The 15,700-nt window shown below is 73.8% G+C and carries 12 protein-coding genes; 1 reads left to right on the forward strand and 11 read right to left on the reverse strand.

Annotated elements, in window-relative coordinates; translation table 11 throughout:
* Positions 1–62 precede the first annotated feature (62 nt).
* From alaS to O7615_RS32235, 11 genes are all read right to left on the reverse strand, one after another.
* On the reverse strand, positions 63–2,741 hold the full coding sequence (gene alaS / locus O7615_RS32185; RefSeq protein ID WP_278181553.1) for an alanine--tRNA ligase: 2,679 nt from the start codon (positions 2,739–2,741) through the stop codon (positions 63–65).
* On the reverse strand, positions 2,738–3,043 hold the full coding sequence (locus O7615_RS32190; RefSeq protein ID WP_278181554.1) for a hypothetical protein: 306 nt from the start codon (positions 3,041–3,043) through the stop codon (positions 2,738–2,740). The genes alaS and O7615_RS32190 overlap by 4 nt, the downstream gene beginning before the upstream one ends.
* Positions 3,044–3,068: 25 nt before the next feature.
* A complete protein-coding gene (locus tag O7615_RS32195) occupies positions 3,069–3,530 on the reverse strand; it encodes a DUF948 domain-containing protein (RefSeq protein ID WP_092374911.1) in 462 nt (153 codons plus the stop codon).
* A 90-nt stretch (positions 3,531–3,620) separates the two neighbouring features.
* On the reverse strand, positions 3,621–4,229 hold the full coding sequence (locus O7615_RS32200; protein ID WP_278182312.1) for a hypothetical protein: 609 nt from the start codon (positions 4,227–4,229) through the stop codon (positions 3,621–3,623).
* 2,300 nt (positions 4,230–6,529) lie between these two features.
* The gene (locus O7615_RS32205) at positions 6,530–8,053 is read right to left on the reverse strand and encodes a replication-associated recombination protein A (protein WP_278181555.1); all 1,524 of its coding nucleotides are present in this window, start codon (positions 8,051–8,053) and stop codon (positions 6,530–6,532) included.
* 75 nt (positions 8,054–8,128) lie between these two features.
* The gene (locus O7615_RS32210) at positions 8,129–8,341 is read right to left on the reverse strand and encodes a hypothetical protein (RefSeq protein ID WP_347405138.1); all 213 of its coding nucleotides are present in this window, start codon (positions 8,339–8,341) and stop codon (positions 8,129–8,131) included.
* Between the two features lie 100 nt (positions 8,342–8,441).
* Entirely contained in the window at positions 8,442–9,761 is a 1,320-nt protein-coding gene (locus O7615_RS32215; protein WP_278181557.1) for an MFS transporter, read from the reverse strand.
* A complete protein-coding gene (locus tag O7615_RS32220) occupies positions 9,758–10,354 on the reverse strand; it encodes a helix-turn-helix domain-containing protein (RefSeq protein WP_278181558.1) in 597 nt (198 codons plus the stop codon). Before O7615_RS32220 ends, O7615_RS32215 begins: the two co-directional genes overlap by 4 nt.
* Before the next feature lie 191 nt (positions 10,355–10,545).
* Positions 10,546–11,361 (reverse strand): sugar nucleotide-binding protein, encoded by an 816-nt coding sequence (locus tag O7615_RS32225; RefSeq protein WP_278181559.1) that lies wholly within the window; start codon positions 11,359–11,361, stop codon positions 10,546–10,548.
* 113 nt (positions 11,362–11,474) lie between these two features.
* A complete protein-coding gene (gene aspS / locus O7615_RS32230; RefSeq protein WP_278181561.1) occupies positions 11,475–13,283 on the reverse strand; it encodes an aspartate--tRNA ligase in 1,809 nt (602 codons plus the stop codon).
* Between the two features lie 216 nt (positions 13,284–13,499).
* Positions 13,500–14,552 carry a S1 family peptidase gene (locus tag O7615_RS32235; protein ID WP_278181562.1) on the reverse strand — a complete coding sequence of 351 codons (1,053 nt, stop codon included), beginning with the start codon at positions 14,550–14,552 and terminating at the stop codon, positions 13,500–13,502.
* 246 nt (positions 14,553–14,798) lie between these two features.
* Here O7615_RS32235 and O7615_RS32240 point away from each other — a divergent pair, with 246 nt between their 5' ends.
* Entirely contained in the window at positions 14,799–15,629 is an 831-nt protein-coding gene (locus O7615_RS32240; RefSeq protein WP_278181563.1) for an SGNH/GDSL hydrolase family protein, read from the forward strand.
* Positions 15,630–15,700 lie beyond the last annotated feature (71 nt).

The raw sequence follows: 15,700 nt of genomic DNA on the forward strand, positions 1-15,700 counted from the left end.
TTTCCCGACAAACGCGTCAGGGCGGACCGACCCGGCCCGCCCTGATCCGCCCCGCTGGTGAGTCACGCCCCGGCGACCGCCTGCTCGACCGTGAGCAGCAGCCTCGGCACCTCCGACTCGGGCAGCCCACCGCCCTGGGCCAGCTCGGGGCTGCCGCCGCCACGCCCGGAGAACGCCGCCTTGACCAGGTCGTTGGCGGCGAGGCCCCGGCTGCGGGCGGCCGGGTTCACGGCCACCACCAGGGACGCCTTGCCACCGGCCCGGGCCGCCACCGCGACCACGCCGGGCCGCGCCGGGTCGATCCGGCCCCGGATCTCCTGGGCGAGCGTGCGTACGTCGTTGCCGGCCGCCCCCTCGGGCGCCTCGGTGCCCACGTAGGCGACCCCGCGCACATCCTTGGCCTGGGCGGCGAGCGCCGCCGCGCCGCCGAGCACCAGCTGCGCGCGCAGCTTCTCCAGCTCCTTCTCCGCGTCGCGCAGCTGGGTCACCGTCTGCTCGACCCGGTCGGCGACCTGCTCGGCGGGGACTCGGTACAGCTCGGCGAGGCGGGCCACCAGCAGATGCTCGCGGGCCAGGAAGTTGAACGCGTCCATGCCGACGAGCGCCTCGACGCGGCGTACGCCGGAACCGATGGACGACTCGGAGAGGATCTTCACCAGGCCGAGCTGGCCGGAGCGGGCCACGTGGGTGCCGCCGCACAGCTCGCGGGCGTAGTCACCGACCTCGACCACCCGGACCTGCTCGCCGTACTTCTCGCCGAAGAGCGCCATGGCGCCGATGCGACGCGCCTCGTCCAGCGAGGTGACGAAGGCGTGCACCTCAAGGTCGGCCAGGAGCACTTCGTTGACCTGCTGCTCCACGTCGCGCAGCACGCTCGGCGCCACCCCGGTCGCGGTGTTGAAGTCGAACCGGAGTCGGCCCGGGGCGTTCAGCGAACCGGCCTGGGTGGCGGACTCGCCGAGGAAGTTGCGCATCGTCTGGTGCACCAGGTGGGTCGCGGTGTGCGACCGGGAGATGGCCCGCCGCCGGCTGGTGTCGATCTCGGCGTAGCCGGTCTCACCCGCGCGCACCTCGCCCCGCAGCACCCGGGCCCGGTGCACGATCAGGCCCGGCACCGGCTGCTGCACGTCGAGGACCTCGACCTGGCCGCCGCCCACCGTGATCATGCCGAGGTCGGGCTGCTGGCCGCCGCCCTCCGCGTAGAACGGGGTGGTGTCGAGCACCAGCTCGACCAGGTCCCCCTCGACCGCCGCCGCGCGCGCACCCTCGGTGCCGAGCACCGCCCGGACCGTCGACTCGCGGGCCACCTCGGTGTAACCGGTGAAGGTGACCGGCCCGCCCGCGTCGAGCACCGAGCGGTACGCCGACAGGTCGGTGTGCCCGGTCTTGCGGGCCTGCGCGTCGGCCTTGGCCCGGGCGCGCTGGTCGGCCATCAGCCGGCGGAAGCCGTCCTGGTCGACGGTGAGGCCCTGCTCGGCGGCGATCTCCAGGGTCAGGTCGATCGGGAAGCCGTACGTGTCGTGCAGCTGGAACGCCTTCTCCCCGGACAGCGCCGCACCGCCCGCGGTGCGGGTCTGCGCGATCGCGGTGTCCAGGATCGTGGTGCCGGCGCGCAGCGTGGCCAGGAACGCGTCCTCCTCGGCGTACGCGTACGCCGAGATCCGGTCGAAGTCCGCCGACAGCTCCGGGTAGGACGGGGCCATGCAGTCGCGCGCCACGGGCAGCAGCTCGGGCAGCGCCCGCTCCTGCCAGCCGAGCAGCCGCATCGCCCTGATCGCCCGGCGCATGATCCGCCGCAGCACGTACCCCCGGCCCTCGTTGCCCGGGGTCACCCCGTCACCGATCAGCATCAACGCGGTACGCACGTGGTCGGCGACCACCCGCAGCCGCACGTCGTCCGGGTGCGACTGGGTGGCCGCGTGACCCGACTGCGCGCCGTAACGCTTGCCGGTCAGCTCGGCCGCCCGGTCCAGGATCGGCCGGACCTCGTCGATCTCGTAGAGGTTGTCCACCCCCTGGAGGAGGGAGGCCATCCGCTCCAGGCCCATGCCGGTGTCGATGTTCTTCGCCGGCAGCTCCCCCAGGATCGGGAAGTTCTCCTTGTCGGTGCCCGGTCCCCGCTCGAACTGCATGAAGACGAGGTTCCAGAACTCCAGGTAGCGGTCCTCGTCGACCTCCGGGCCGCCCTCGCGGCCGTAGGCCGGGCCCCGGTCGTAGTACAGCTCGGAACACGGGCCGCACGGACCGGGAATCCCCATCGACCAGAAGTTGTCCGCCTTGCCCCGCCGCACGATCCGGGCGTCCGGCACGCCGGTGCGGCGCCAGATGTCGTACGCCTCGTCGTCGTCGAGGTACACGGTCGCCCAGATCCGCTCGGGATCCAGGCCGAACCCGCCCTGGTCGACCGGCTTGGTGGACAGCTCCCAGGCGAGCGGGATCGCCTGCTCCTTGAAGTAGTCACCGAACGAGAAGTTGCCGTTCATCTGGAAGAACGTCCCGTGCCGGCTGGTCTTGCCGACCTCGTCGATGTCCGGCGTCCGGATGCACTTCTGCACGCTGACCGCCCGCCGGTACGGCGGGGTCTGCTGGCCGAGGAAGTACGGGACGAACTGCACCATGCCGGCGTTGACGAACAGCAGGTTCGGGTCGCTGATGGCGGGCAGCGGAGCGGACGGCACCACGGTGTGCCCGTTCGCCTCGAAGTGGGCGAGGTACCGCCGCTTGATCTCCGCCGTCTTCATCGCTGGTGTTCCTCCGGAAAAATCTCTCGATCGCCGATACGCGGGTCCTCGCGCAGCTCGGCGAACTGGTCGTCGAACGCCTCGCCCTGGGCGAACGCCTCGTGGATGTCGTGCTCCCGCTCGGCCATCCCGGCGCGTACGTCCGCCACGAAGCTACGCACCTCCTCGACCAGGCCGCCAGCGGATTGTGACAGGTTGTCGGCGATGCCGGCCGGGGTGTACGCGTGCGCGGCGCGGGTCACCTTGCGGACCACCACCACGCCGACGGCCAGCCCGATGCCCAGCCAGAAGAGGCGCCTCATGCTCGTATCTCCCGGTCCCGGTCGGTCAGCGGTTCCCGCGCCGGGCGGCGCGCCGCTGAGACTTGATGGTGTCCCGGACCTCGCGCTCGGTCTCGGCGTGCCGGCGGGCGGACGCGGCCTTGCGCACCCCGTAGCCGAACGCGGCCACCTTGACCAGCGGGTTCGCCGCCGCGGCGGAGACCACGGTGACCAGGTTGGCGACGTTGGCGCTGATGTTCTGCGCGTGGCTGGTCATGGTGTCGACCTTGGCCAGCTGGAGGTTCACGCCGTCGAGTGAGGTCTGCACCTGCTCCAACGTCACGTTGACGTTGCGCACCGTGGTGTTGACGTCACCGAGCAGCGGCGCGGTCCGGTCGTTGAGGTCGTTGATCATCCGAGTGGTGGCGTCGACGGTGTGCCGCAGCCGCAGGATGGGCAGCGTCAGGATCAGCACCAGCATCGCGAACGCGATCGCCGCGATCAGCGCCGCAACCTCCAAAAAGCCCACGCCCTGTCCTCCTCAAACAGTGTCTCGGGCACGAGATCCCCCGAGTCGCCCGACCAGAACCTGACCCTACCGTCCGTGATGACGATCGGCTCAGGACGGTGGTGAGGGCGTCAACTCCCCCAACGGATCATCGGTCAGTGTCGGGAAGGGATCCTCACCGGTCAGTGACGGGTCGGTGCTCGGCTGTGGTCGCGTCCGGTCGTCGTCGATCGCGTTGCGTACCTTCACCGACACCAACGATCCGGGGCACTCCTGCGCCGCGGTGGACGGGTCGAGCGAGGGCACCACCGCGGGCTCGCCGTCGACCGGGGGCGGTACGCAGGTCCGCTCCCGGACCCAGAGGTCGAGGGTCATCTCGTCCCGCCGCCAGCAGGTGTAGCTCCCCTTCTCCTCCTGTTCGGGGCAGTAGTTCGGCCGCCACGGCTGCCAGCCGTCCCGGGTCAGCGCCGCCTCGTACGCCTGGGCCGTCTCCTCCGTCGATCGGTCGGAGGTGGCGGTGCGCTCCCGCAACCGGCAGTCGAGCAGGCACCACTGGCTGCCGCTGACGTCGTCGACCGGATCGACCGCCGCCCAGGGCGGCACCTCCAGTTCGTCCAGCGAGACGAAGACCGGATCCCGGTCCGAGGTCTCCATGCCGAAGTACGCCGGCACCCCGCCGAGCAGGAGCAGGCTGGCCAGCACCAGGATCGCGGTGCGCAGCCGCGGAGACCCCGGAGCCGGCCGACGGGACTCGTCACGGTCGTCGGAGAGGTCGTCCTCGGGCCGTCCGGTGGTCGCGTTCTCCGGCTCGCCGGGGCGCCGTACCGACGGCTGCATCCCGGCCCGCGGGTCGACCGGCGCGACGGGCGCCACGGCGGCCGCGGCCCGGGCCACCGCCGGACCCTCGCCGGTACGCGTCGGCGGCACCGGCGGGACGCCGGAGGGCTCGGGACGGGCCGGGTTCCGGTGCGGCGGGGCGGCCCGGCCGGCCAGCCGGTCGTCCGGTCGCACCGAGGCCGCGGCCCGGGCCACGGCCGGCGATCCGGGTGGTTCGGGGCGTTCCCCGCCAGCCCGGGTGGGGTCGCCCGGCACCGCACCGCCACGCGGGCCGGTGTCGGGCCGCGGCGCGCCACGGGCGGGGGCCGGCGGCGGTCCGCCCGGACGGCCGGCGCCACCGGCCATCCCGTCGATGCGGGCGGCACCGCGTGACGGGCCGGTGAGCGCGCCGTCGGGACGGGCGGTTCCCCTCGTCGCCGGCGGCCCGTCCGGACGGGCCGCACCGCGCGGCGGGCCGGCGGGGGCACCGTCCGGCCGGGCGCCGCCGGTCAGCGGGGCAGAGCCGGGCCGACCCGTCGACGGCTCGGGCACACCCGCACCGGGGGCCGGTGGGCCGGAGGTGGGAGTCGGGCGGCCACGTCCGGTGGGCGGCGCGTCGGCGGGGCGCGGCGTACCGACACCCGGACGCTGCGGCCCGGGGTCGGCGCCACGACGTCCGTCAACCGGTGGCCGAGCCGGCGTGGCCCTGGCGTTCGGCCGGCCGGCCGAGCCGGCGGCGTCCGCGCCGTGGCGCTCACCGGCCGCCGGCGTACCGCCGGGCGGCGTGCCTGCGCCGCGACCGATCGGGGCACCGGACGGCGGCGCGGGTCGCTTGGTGATGGTCGGCAGCGCCGGATCGGTGTGGTGGGGGCGGCCGGCCTGCCTGAGCCAGTCGGCCGGTCGCTCCGGGCGAACGGTGCGGCCGTCGCCGGCCCGGCCGCCGGATGGCGGTTCCGCGGCGTTTCCACTCACGACGCCGTGCCGCCCGGACGGCTGCTCGTCGGCCGCCCGCCGGCCCCGGGCGGCGGCGGGGTCCTGCGGCCGATCCGCCTCGGTGCCTCCCCGACGGCCCCGGCCGCCGGTGGCGGTCGACGCGTCCGGTGCGGTCCCGCGGCCGGTGGGGGCGCTCCCGCCGCTGACCGGTGCGACCGGGTTGGTGGACGGTACGCCGGGAATCGACGGCGCGTTGCCGGACAGCGGCACCACCGCCTGGTTGTCCTCGGGCTCGGCGGCTCGCCGGCGACCGGCCCGCCGGCCGCCGGCCGGAGCGCCGACCGGTCGACCGGCGGCGGGCGTCATGCCCGGCGCACCGGAGACGGGCGTCGTTTCCGGTGCCGTCCGGCCGGCACCACGGCCACCGGCCGGGTCGGCGGCGGCATCCGGTACGGCGCGTCGACCTCGTCGCGGCGACTCCGGGCCCGGGACACGGGACTGCGGCGGCCCGGACACCGGCCCGGCGGCCGGGGCACCGGCGACCGGACCACCCCCCGGTACGGACCGGGGCCCGGCCGCACCGGCAACCGGTTCGCCGGGACGCGCCCGGCGCCCGGCGGCCTCCGGCTGCTGCGGCCAGCCGCCCGGCGGAGTGTGCGGCGGGGTGTGCGGCGCACCGGGCTCGGGGCGACCGGCGCCGAACGGCGGGCCGGCCGGTGGCCGCTCCCGGGTGCCGGCAGGCGGTGGGCCGACAGGCGGTGGGCCGGTGGGCGTCCGCACGGAGGGGTTTCCCGGCCAGGGACCGTCCACCGGTCGCGCGCGGGGCGGTTCGGCCGCCCCCCGGCGCAGCGGTGGCGCGGCGGGCGGGCCGGCCGCCGGATCCGGCGGCGCCGGGCGGGCCGGCGGCACCGGCCCCCGGCCGGGCGGGGGTGGCACGGGTACGCCGGGTGCCCCACGGCCCGCCGGTGCCGGGCCGGGTCGGGCGGGCGGCGCCTGACCGGGGCGATCCGGACCGGACCTGGGTGCGGCGGGCGGCGCCTGGCCCGGGCGGTCCGGGCCCGGCCTGGGCGCGGCGGGAGGCTCCGGTGCCGGCGCGACACCGTCCGGGCCCAGTTGGCCGCGCTCCTGCTTGGCCGAACGCAGGTCGTCGATCCAGCCGAAGTCCTCGCCGCCGCCCGGCTCCTCCGGGGCGGCCTCGGATCTGCTCCGGCCCCAGCGGCGGGCCTTGCCGCGCCGCTCGTCCGGGCCGTCGTCCGGTCGCTCCGACGATCTCACTGTTGACCCCTCCCGTCGGCGCTGGCGCCGACCTCATCCGCCGAGGCGGCTTCCGTGGCCGTCAGGCGGCTGCCGTCGACGCCGGACGGCGTCGGCGTCTGCACCGGACCGCCCACCGTCGACTCGTCCGTGCGGGCGGGGGTGGGCAGCCCGCGGACGATCCGGCGCAGCAACGGCAGCCGGCTGGCCACCGACCGCTCCGCGCCGTGCTGGCTCGGCCGGTAGTAGTCGGTGCCGACCAGATCGTCCGGCACGTACTGCTGGCTGACCACACCCCGCTGGTCGTCGTGCGGGTAGCGGTAGCCGGTGCCGTGCCCGAGGCCCCGGGCACCGGAGTAGTGCGCGTCCCGCAGGCCCCGGGGAACGGGGCCGCCGCGGCCGGCCCGTACGTCGGCGATCGCCGCGCCGACCGCCGTGGTGGCCGAGTTGGACTTGGGTGCGGTGGCCAGGTGGATCACCGCCTGGGCGAGGTTGAGCTGCGCCTCGGGCAGGCCGACGTACTCCACCGCGTGGGCCGCGGCGGTGGCCACGCCGAGGGCGGCCGGGTCCGCCATGCCGACGTCCTCGCTGGCGAAGATGACCAGCCGCCGCGCGATGAACCTCGCGTCCTCCCCGGCGACCAGCATCCGGGCCAGCCAGTGCAGCGCGGCGTCCACGTCCGAACCGCGCATGCTCTTGATGAAGGCACTGGTCACGTCGTAGTGGGCGTCGCCCGCCCGGTCGTAGCGCACGGCCGCCGTGTCCACCGCCCGTTCGGCGGTGGCCAGGTCGATCCGCTCGTTGCCCAGCGCGGTCGTCGACGCGGCGGCCGCCTCCAGCGCGGTGAGCGCCTTGCGGACATCCCCACCGGCCAGCCGGACCAGGTGCTCCTCGGCCTCGGGCGCGAGGGTGAGCGCACCGGCGAGACCACGTTCGTCGGCCATCGCCCGGCGCAGCAGTCCGCGTACCGCCGCGTCGTCGAGCGGCCGGAGGGTGAGCAGCACGCACCGGGACAGCAGCGGGGAGATCACCGAGAAGTACGGGTTCTCCGTGGTCGCCGCCAGCAGCGTGACGGTCCGGTCCTCCACGGCGGCGAGCAGCGAATCCTGCTGGGTCTTGCTGAACCGGTGCACCTCGTCGATGAAGAGCACCGTCGGCGGGCCGCCCGCGCGCCGCTGCCGCCGGGCGGTGTCGATCACGGCCCGGACGTCCTTCACCCCGGCCGACAGCGCCGACATGGCGACGAAGCGCCGATCCGTGGCGCCGGCGACCAGGTGGGCGATAGTGGTCTTGCCGCTGCCCGGGGGGCCCCACAGGATGACCGACATCGGCGCGCTGCCGGCCACCAGTTGCCGCAGCGGCGCACCGGGTGTGAGCAGGTGCTCCTGGCCCACGAGTTCGTCCAGGTCGGCCGGGCGCATCCGGACCGGCAGCGGCGCGTCCGGCCCGACCGCGGCGAAGCCGCCGACGCCGCCGGCACCCGCCTGCGCACCGGGTGCTGCTGCGGGTTCACCGAGGGTGAAGAGGGCGTCGGACTCCATCACGAGAACAGTACCGGGCTCGGCCGGCAACGCCGGAATCGCGCCACCGGCCGAGCCCGAGGTGATCCGTTCCGGTCAGCCGCGCCCCGGCCGACGGCCCCGGTACCAGCGACCGCCACCGCCGCCGCGCGGGCCCCGGCCCACGCCGGCCAGGTAGAGCGCGAGCAGCAGCAGTCCGATCAGCACGAGGGTGTTCCAGTTGAACAGGTCCGGCGCGCCGAGGTTGGTGTCCAGCAGGTCGAGCAGCAGGGCGAAGCCGAAGACCGCGGCCGCGGCGATGGCGAGCATGGCATTCCTCCGGTGGGGGTTCCAGTAGGTCGGCGCGGGATGTACCCGATCGGTCGGCTCGCCAATCTCCACCGTGGATCACCCCTGCCCCGGCACTCGGCTACGTCGGCACCTGCTCGCTCACCTCGGTCCGGTCCGCCAGACCGACGCCCCCGCCGCCGGTCGCGTCGCCGGTTGTGTCGCCGGCTTGGCGGCCGGCCCGCCACGCCGGCAGGTACAGCGGCGCGGCGACGGCCAGCACCACCGCGCCGACCAGCATCGCCGCGCTCACCCCGGCGCGGTCGCCGACGACGCCGAGCAACACGCCGCCCAGCGCGGCTGCCGGCATGCTCATCATCGAGTTCACCGAGATCACGCTGGTCCGGTACGGGCCGTCGACCTGCCGGTGCAGCAGCCCCATGTGCAGCGGGTTCGCCGCGCCGTGCACCGCGTAGCAGGCGACGAGGGCGATCAGCAAGCCGACCGGGCCGGCGAACAGGGCCATGCCGACCACGATCGCACCCTGCACGATCCGCAGCAGAGCCGCGCCGGGTGCGGCACCGAGCCAGCGGATGAGCAGCGGGGTGAGCGCGGCACCGCCGGCCGAGGCGAGCCACGCCACGGTGGTGGCCGGGCCGAGCAGGGCGGCGGCCCGGTCGGCATCCCCCACCACCTCGGCCAACCGCACCGGCGGCAGCATCTCGAAGGCGACCATCCCGAACCCCCAGAACAACTCGACCGCGACCAGGGCGAGCAGCACCCGGGAGCGGCGCAGCAGGCCGAACGCCTCGCCGACCATGCGCGGGGCGGCGCGGACCGACGCCCGCAGCGCGGTCGGACCGACCGCCGGGCGTTGCTCCACCAGCAGCGTCAGCAGCGCCACCAGGGCGACCGCCTGGAGCAGGAGCGCGGCCACGATCGGTGTGGTGAGCGCACTGACCGGACCGAGCGGGCCGAGAGCCACCAGGCCGCCGCTGAGCAGCGCGCCGGCCGCGATGCTCAGGCCGAGCACGGTGCCGCCCTGGCCCAACCCTTTCTCGTACGCGGCATCCGGGTCGGCGGCCAGGGTGCTGTCGACGTACCACGATTCCAGGGGGCCGCTGTCCAGCGCGCGGAACACCCCCTGCAACGCCCAGACGGTGGCCAGCAGGACGAACGAGTCCGCCACCAGCAGCAGGCCCATCGAAGCGAGGCCGACCACGCTGGCCACCACCAGCACCGGCTTGCGGCCCAGGGCGTCGGCGAACCCGCCGGTGGGCAGCTCCAGGGCGAGCACCACCACCCCCTGGGCGGCGGCGGCCAGGCCGATCTGGGCCAGGGTCAGACCCCGCTCCTGCATCAACAGGATGATCACCGGGAGCAGCAGGCCGGTCGGCAGCCAGCGCAGGCCGTGCAGGATCAGGAAACGACGCCGGATCTGGCGTACGGAGAGCTGACTCATCGCTTCGCCCCGAGCAGCAGGGGGAAGGAGGCGAGGAAAATCTGCACCTGCTCGGCACCGGGCTCGCCCGGATCGGCCTCGGCGCGGTAGCGCTCCAGGATCTGCCACAGCTCCGCCTGGAGCGCCGTCAACCGCGTCGCCGGAATGGTCATGAAGGCGTCGCTCATGCCGAACGCGTCGCGCCACTGCGGCGACCACTGGTCGCGTACGGCGAACCAGCGCTCGGTGTGCTCGATGAAGAGGCGCACCTGCTCGGCCTGGATCCACTCGACCGCGGCGCGGGCGTCCGGGTCGTCGTCGAAGTCGGTGTTCTCCCAGCTGGTGACGTCGTGCGCGGCCCGCCACCAGCGCTGCCGACCGGTCCCCCGGTCGGGCTCCTCGACGACCAGCCCGACCTCCGCGAGCTGGCGCAGGTGGTAGCTGGTGGCGCCGGTGTTGGTGTCCAGCAGCTCGGCGAGGGCGGTGGCGGTGGCCGGCCCCTTCACCCGCAACGCGCCGACCAGCCGGGTCCGCAGCGGATGCGCCAGCGCGCGGACCTGCCGGTGATCGATCCGGACCCGCCGTGGCGCGGGTCGCCCCTCTTCCTCCGTCATGAATGCACAGTAACTGTGCACAGGTTCTATGCACAATAGTTGTGCATAGAACCTGTGCTTGGGATGGTCGCGGGGGTGGAGGTGGAGGGTCACTGGGGTTTGGGTGCAGTTATTGCTGCTCCAGCGACAAGAGCTGCACCCAAAGGTGTTGAAGGGGCACCGCTGTCCGCGTCGGGGCTAGTGCGGTGTCACTAGGCGGCGAGCAGTTCGGTGACGCCGCGCAACCGGGTGCTGAGCAGACCGGCGGCGTGGGAGGAGTCGAGGCGTACCTCGGTGGGGCGCACCACCCCGGCGGCGGCCCCGGTGGTGGTCGTCAGGCCGGCCGGGTCGATGCCCTCCCGACGGGCCACCAGCAGGCCCAACTCCGCGCGGCTGACCGCGTCCGGGCCGGCCACGTTGAGCGGGCCGGCGACGGTGGAGGGCACCAGTTCCAGTACGGCGGCGGCGAGGTCGCCGACATCGATCGGGCAGCGGAGTTCGTCGGTGAACAGGGTCGCCCGTCCGGCCAGGGCGTCCCGGCAGAGCTGGATCTGCTTGCTCCCCTCTCCCAGGATCAGCGAGGTACGCACCAACACGGCGGCCGGATCGATCGCCCGTACCGCCGTCTCCGCGGCCGCCTTCGCCGCCCCGTACGGGAAGATCGGCGTGGGCGGGTCGTCGTCGGCGTACGCCTCGGGGCGCCCGGCGTGCAGCGCGTCGCTGGAGATGTGCACCAGCCGCGCCCCGGCCTCGGCGGCGGCGTACGCCACGTTGGCCGCCCCGTCGGCGGTGACCGCCCAGTCCCCGTACCGGTAGGGGGTGGACACCACGGCGTCGGGCCGCACCTCCGACACCAGCGCCCGCACCGCCGCCCGATCGGTCACATCAACCCGCCGCCCCACCACCCCCCGCACCCCCACCTCACCCGAGTGGTACGTCCCCACCACCCGCAACCCCACCCCCAGGGCCCGCCGACACACCTCCCGCCCCAACAACCCACTCCCCCCGACCACCAACACCACCCGCATCGCCCCGCCTCCCACCGACCGACCACGTCGATCATGAAGTTAGCGGGCCGCGCTTCGGCGTGTCGCCCCGCTAACTTCATGATCAACGCGGAGGGACGCGGGGGTGGGGTGGGTTAGGTGGGGTCGGCTACGGGGGCGGCGGGGCCGGCGGTGCCGGGGTGGGTGGGGGCGGGGTGGGGCTTGGGCTTGGCGTCGATGCCGGCTTCGGCGCGCTGCTGGCCGGTGATGGGGGTGGGGGCGCCGGTCAGCGGGTCGAAGCCGCCCCGGGTCTTCGGGAAGGCGATCACCTCGCGGATCGACTCGGCGCCGGCGAGCAGCATGCAGACCCGGTCCCAGCCGAACGCGATGCCGCCGTGCGGGGGCGGGCCGTAGCTGAACGCCTCCAGCAGGAAGCCGAACTTGTCCTGCGCCTCCTCGGGCGAGATGCCGAGCAGGTCGAAGACCCGCTGCTGCACGTCGCGGCGGTGGATACGGATCGAGCCGCCGCCGATCTCGTTGCCGTTGCAGACGATGTCGTACGCGTACGCCAGGGCCCGGTCCGGCGCCTCCTCGAAGCGGTCGACCCACTCGGCGTTCGGCGAGGTGAACGGATGATGCACGGCGGTCCAACCACCCTCGTCCGTCCGTTCGAACATGGGCGCGTCGACCACCCAGCAGAACGCCCAGGCGCTCTCGTCGACCAGCCCGGCCCGCCGGGCGATCTCGACGCGGGCCGCGCCGAGCAGTTCCTGCGCCTCGCGGGTCTCGCCGCTCGCGGCGAAGAAGACCGCGTCGCCCGGCTTGGCGCCGACGGCGTCGGCCAGCCCGGCCAGGTGCTCGGCCGAGAGGTTCTTCGCCACCGGACCGCGCGCCTCGCCGGTCTCGGCGTCGAGCACCACGTACGCCAGGCCCCGCGCGCCGCGCGCCTTGGCCCAGTCCTGCCAGCCGTCCAGTTCCTTGCGGGTCTGGCCGGCGCCACCGGGCATGACCACCGCGCCGACGTAGCCGCCCGCGTCGATCGCCCCGGCGAACACCCGGAACTGGGTGCCGCGCAGGTAGTCGGTCAGCTCGGTCAGCTCCACGCCGTAGCGCAGGTCGGGCTTGTCCGACCCGTACCGTGCCAGGGCGTCGTGCCAGGTGATGCGCGGGATCGGCCGGGGGATGTCGTAGCCGGCCAGATCCGACCAGAGCGCGGCGACGATCGCCTCGCCGAGGTCGATCACGTCGTCCTCGGTGACGAAGGACATCTCGATGTCGAGCTGGGTGAACTCCGGCTGCCGGTCGGCGCGGAAGTCCTCGTCGCGGTAGCAGCGGGCGATCTGGTAATAGCGCTCCATGCCGCCGACCATCAGCAGCTGCTTGAACAGCTGCGGCGACTGCGGCAGCGCGTACCAGCTGCCGGGCTGCAGGCGGACCGGGACCAGGAAGTCGCGGGCGCCCTCCGGCGTGGACCGGGTCAGCGTCGGCGTCTCGATCTCCAGGAAGTCGCGCTCGTGCAGCACCGCGCGGGCCAGCTGGTTGGCCCGCGAGCGCAGCCGCATCGCCCGCGCCGGCCCACCGCGACGCAGGTCGAGGTAGCGGTACTTCAGTCGGACGTCGTCGCCGGCCACCACCTGGTCGTCCACCGGCAGGGGCAGCGGCGCGGCCTCGGAGAGCACGTCCAGCTCGGCCGCCGTCACCTCGATCTCGCCGGTGGGCAGCTCCGGGTTCTCGTTGCCCTCGGGCCGCCGGGTGACCTCACCGACGACCTTGACGCAGTACTCGTTGCGCAGGGCGTGCGCGTCCTCCTCGCGGAAGACCACCTGGACCACGCCGGAACCGTCCCGCAGGTCGACAAAGATGACACCGCCGTGGTCGCGCCGGCGGGCCACCCACCCGGCGAGCGTCACCGTGGTGCCGGCGTCCGTCGCGCGCAGGCTGCCGGCGTCATGGGTACGGATCACGACGTGCGTCTCCCTCGTCTGTACTACGTCTCTGCTCCCGGCATTCTGTCAGCACCCACCCGTCCCCGTTCGACGGGTGCAAGGAAGGGCCACTTCTTGACGCCCGGTGTGGAGCAGAGCCCCCGCCTAACCCAAGAACCCACCAGGCACGCGGGCGGGCCGCCGGAGGAGGAATCCGGCGGCCCGCTGGCGGAGCAGGTAGATCGGTAACGAGGATCAGTAGACGCTCACGCCGTAGGCGTTCAGCACCGGCACGACCGGCTGGAAGTACGTGGTGCCGCCGCTGCTGCAGTTGCCGCTGCCGCCGGAGGTCAGGCCGAGCGCGGTGCCGCCGCTGAACAGCGAGCCGCCGCTGTCACCGGGCTGGGCACAGATGTTGGTGCGGATCAGGCCGCGAACCTGGCCCTCGGCGTAGTTGACCGTGGCGTTCAGCCCGGTCACCGAGCCACTGCGCACCCCGGTGGTGCTGCCCGAACGCTGCGCCGACTGGCCGACGCTCGCGTTGCCGGCCCCGGTGATGTCGCGGTAGCTGCCGTTGTACAGGTAGACGTTGCCCGGCTGCACGGTGCTCTGGTTGCTGTACCGGACGATGCCGTAGTCGTTGCCCGGGAAGCTGCTGCCGGCGCGGGTGCCCAGCAGCGAGGTCTGACCCGAGTTGCTGTACCAGTTCGCGGCGATCCTGGTGCAGTGCCCGGCGGTGAGGAAGTAGTAGGTGCTGCCGGTCCGGACGTTGAAGCCGAGCGAGCAGCGCCCGCCGCCCTGGGCGTAGATGGCCTCGCCGCCGGAGATGCGGGTGCTCAGTACGCCGGCCTCGGCCTCGATGCGTACCGCGCCGTTGGTCCGCGCGGCGGCCGCCTTGACCCGCTCCAGCTTCGCACCGGTCACCGTGCTGTCCACGGAGACGACGACCTGGTTGGTGACCGGGTCGACCCACCAGGCCGTGCCGGCGATCGCGGCGGAGCGGTCCAGTTCGGCGGTGGCCCGGTTCAGCTCGGCGGCACCGCGCTTGACGATCTTGGGGGTGGCTCCGGCGGCAGCCACCTGGCGGGCCGCGAGGGAGTCGGTGACGGCGACGACCATCTTGCCGGCGGCGTCGACGTAGTTGCCGGCGGCACGTTCACCGAGCCGCTCGGCGAGGGCGGCCGCGGCGTCGGATGAGACGGACGCGGGTGCCGCCTGGGCCGGCGCGCCGAGCAGCGTGCCGGCGACCAGGGTTCCGGCGGCGGCGACGGTGACGACGCGACGCAGCATTGACCTTGTGGGTCGCATGTAACAGCCTCCCGGTTGGGGGTTAAGGCCCTGTCACGGCGACAGGGGCGGGGGCAGCTCGACCACCTGGGGAAATGGCCGAGCGAGGGAAAGTATTCACATATTTAAGATCCTAAACAAGACCCCCCTTTGCCCGGTTTCACCCGTCGGCCCCAGGCAACCCGTCCGAAACATTGTGGACACAGAAGGTCATCTATACGCTCTGGTCACCGCCGCAATCCGGCAACCCGTGAACCGGAGGCCACCATGACCCTCGTCCGACGCACGCTGGCTGCCCTCGCCGGCGCCACCGCCCTCGTCCTGCTCCTCACCAGCCCCGCAACGGCCGACCCCGGCCCACCACCGACCTCGATGGCGAGTCTCGGTGACTCCATCACCCGTGGCTTCAACGCCTGCGGGTGGTACGTCGACTGCACCAACCGCTCGTTCAGCACCGGCGGCGACTCCGCCGTGAACAGCCACTACCTGCGAATCCGTGGGGTCAACTCGGCCATCAACGGCCGCAACCACAACGCCGCCAGCACCGGCGCGAAGTCCGCCGACCTGTACGGCCAGGCCGGCACCGCGGTCAGCCAGGGGGTCGACTACGTGACCGTCCTGATCGGCGCGAACGACGCCTGCACCAGCTCGGAGTCGACGATGACCTCGGTGGCCACCTTCCGGGCGAACATCGACTCCGGCCTGAACCGGCTCAAGGCCGGTCTGCCGAACGCCAGGGTCTACGTGATCAGCATCCCGGACGTGCACCGCCTCTGGTCGGTCGGCAAGGACAGCGGCAGCGCTCGCACCGCCTGGTCCCTCTTCAGCATCTGCCAGTCCATCCTGGCCAGCCCCACCTCCACCGCACAGGCCGATGTCGACCGGCGCAACCGCGTACGGCAGCGGGTGGTCGACTTCAACGGCCAGCTCGCGGCGGCCTGCGCCGCGTACGGCTCGAACTGCCGGTACGACGGCAACGCCGTCTTTGGCTACCCGTTCACCCTCAACCAGCTCTCCAGCTGGGACTACTTCCACCCCAACGCCACCGGCCAGCAGGTCCTCGCCACCGTCTCCTACCCCGCCGGCTTCGCCTGGTAACCCCCCCACCCCCACCCCGCCCCTCCCGCCCTCCCCCGCCCTCTCACCTGCGTCGATCTTGCACTTGTGGT

The sequence above is a fragment of the Micromonospora sp. WMMD1082 genome, assembly GCF_029626175.1.
Lineage (GTDB): Bacteria > Actinomycetota > Actinomycetes > Mycobacteriales > Micromonosporaceae > Micromonospora.

Excerpts from the sequence above, each read along its gene's own strand:
- O7615_RS32190 (WP_278181554.1), bottom strand. The coding sequence starts at position 3,043 with ATGAGGCGCCTCTTCTGGCTGGGCATCGGGCTGGCCGTCGGCGTGGTG.
- O7615_RS32240 (WP_278181563.1), top strand. The coding sequence starts at position 14,799 with ATGACCCTCGTCCGACGCACGCTGGCTGCCCTCGCCGGCGCCACCGCC.
- O7615_RS32210 (WP_347405138.1), bottom strand. The coding sequence starts at position 8,341 with ATGCTCGCCATCGCCGCGGCCGCGGTCTTCGGCTTCGCCCTGCTGCTC.
- alaS (WP_278181553.1), bottom strand. The coding sequence starts at position 2,741 with ATGAAGACGGCGGAGATCAAGCGGCGGTACCTCGCCCACTTCGAGGCG.
- O7615_RS32205 (WP_278181555.1), bottom strand. The coding sequence starts at position 8,053 with ATGGAGTCCGACGCCCTCTTCACCCTCGGTGAACCCGCAGCAGCACCC.
- O7615_RS32215 (WP_278181557.1), bottom strand. The coding sequence starts at position 9,761 with ATGAGTCAGCTCTCCGTACGCCAGATCCGGCGTCGTTTCCTGATCCTG.
- O7615_RS32220 (WP_278181558.1), bottom strand. The coding sequence starts at position 10,354 with ATGACGGAGGAAGAGGGGCGACCCGCGCCACGGCGGGTCCGGATCGAT.
- O7615_RS32235 (WP_278181562.1), bottom strand. The coding sequence starts at position 14,552 with ATGCGACCCACAAGGTCAATGCTGCGTCGCGTCGTCACCGTCGCCGCC.
- O7615_RS32225 (WP_278181559.1), bottom strand. The coding sequence starts at position 11,361 with ATGCGGGTGGTGTTGGTGGTCGGGGGGAGTGGGTTGTTGGGGCGGGAG.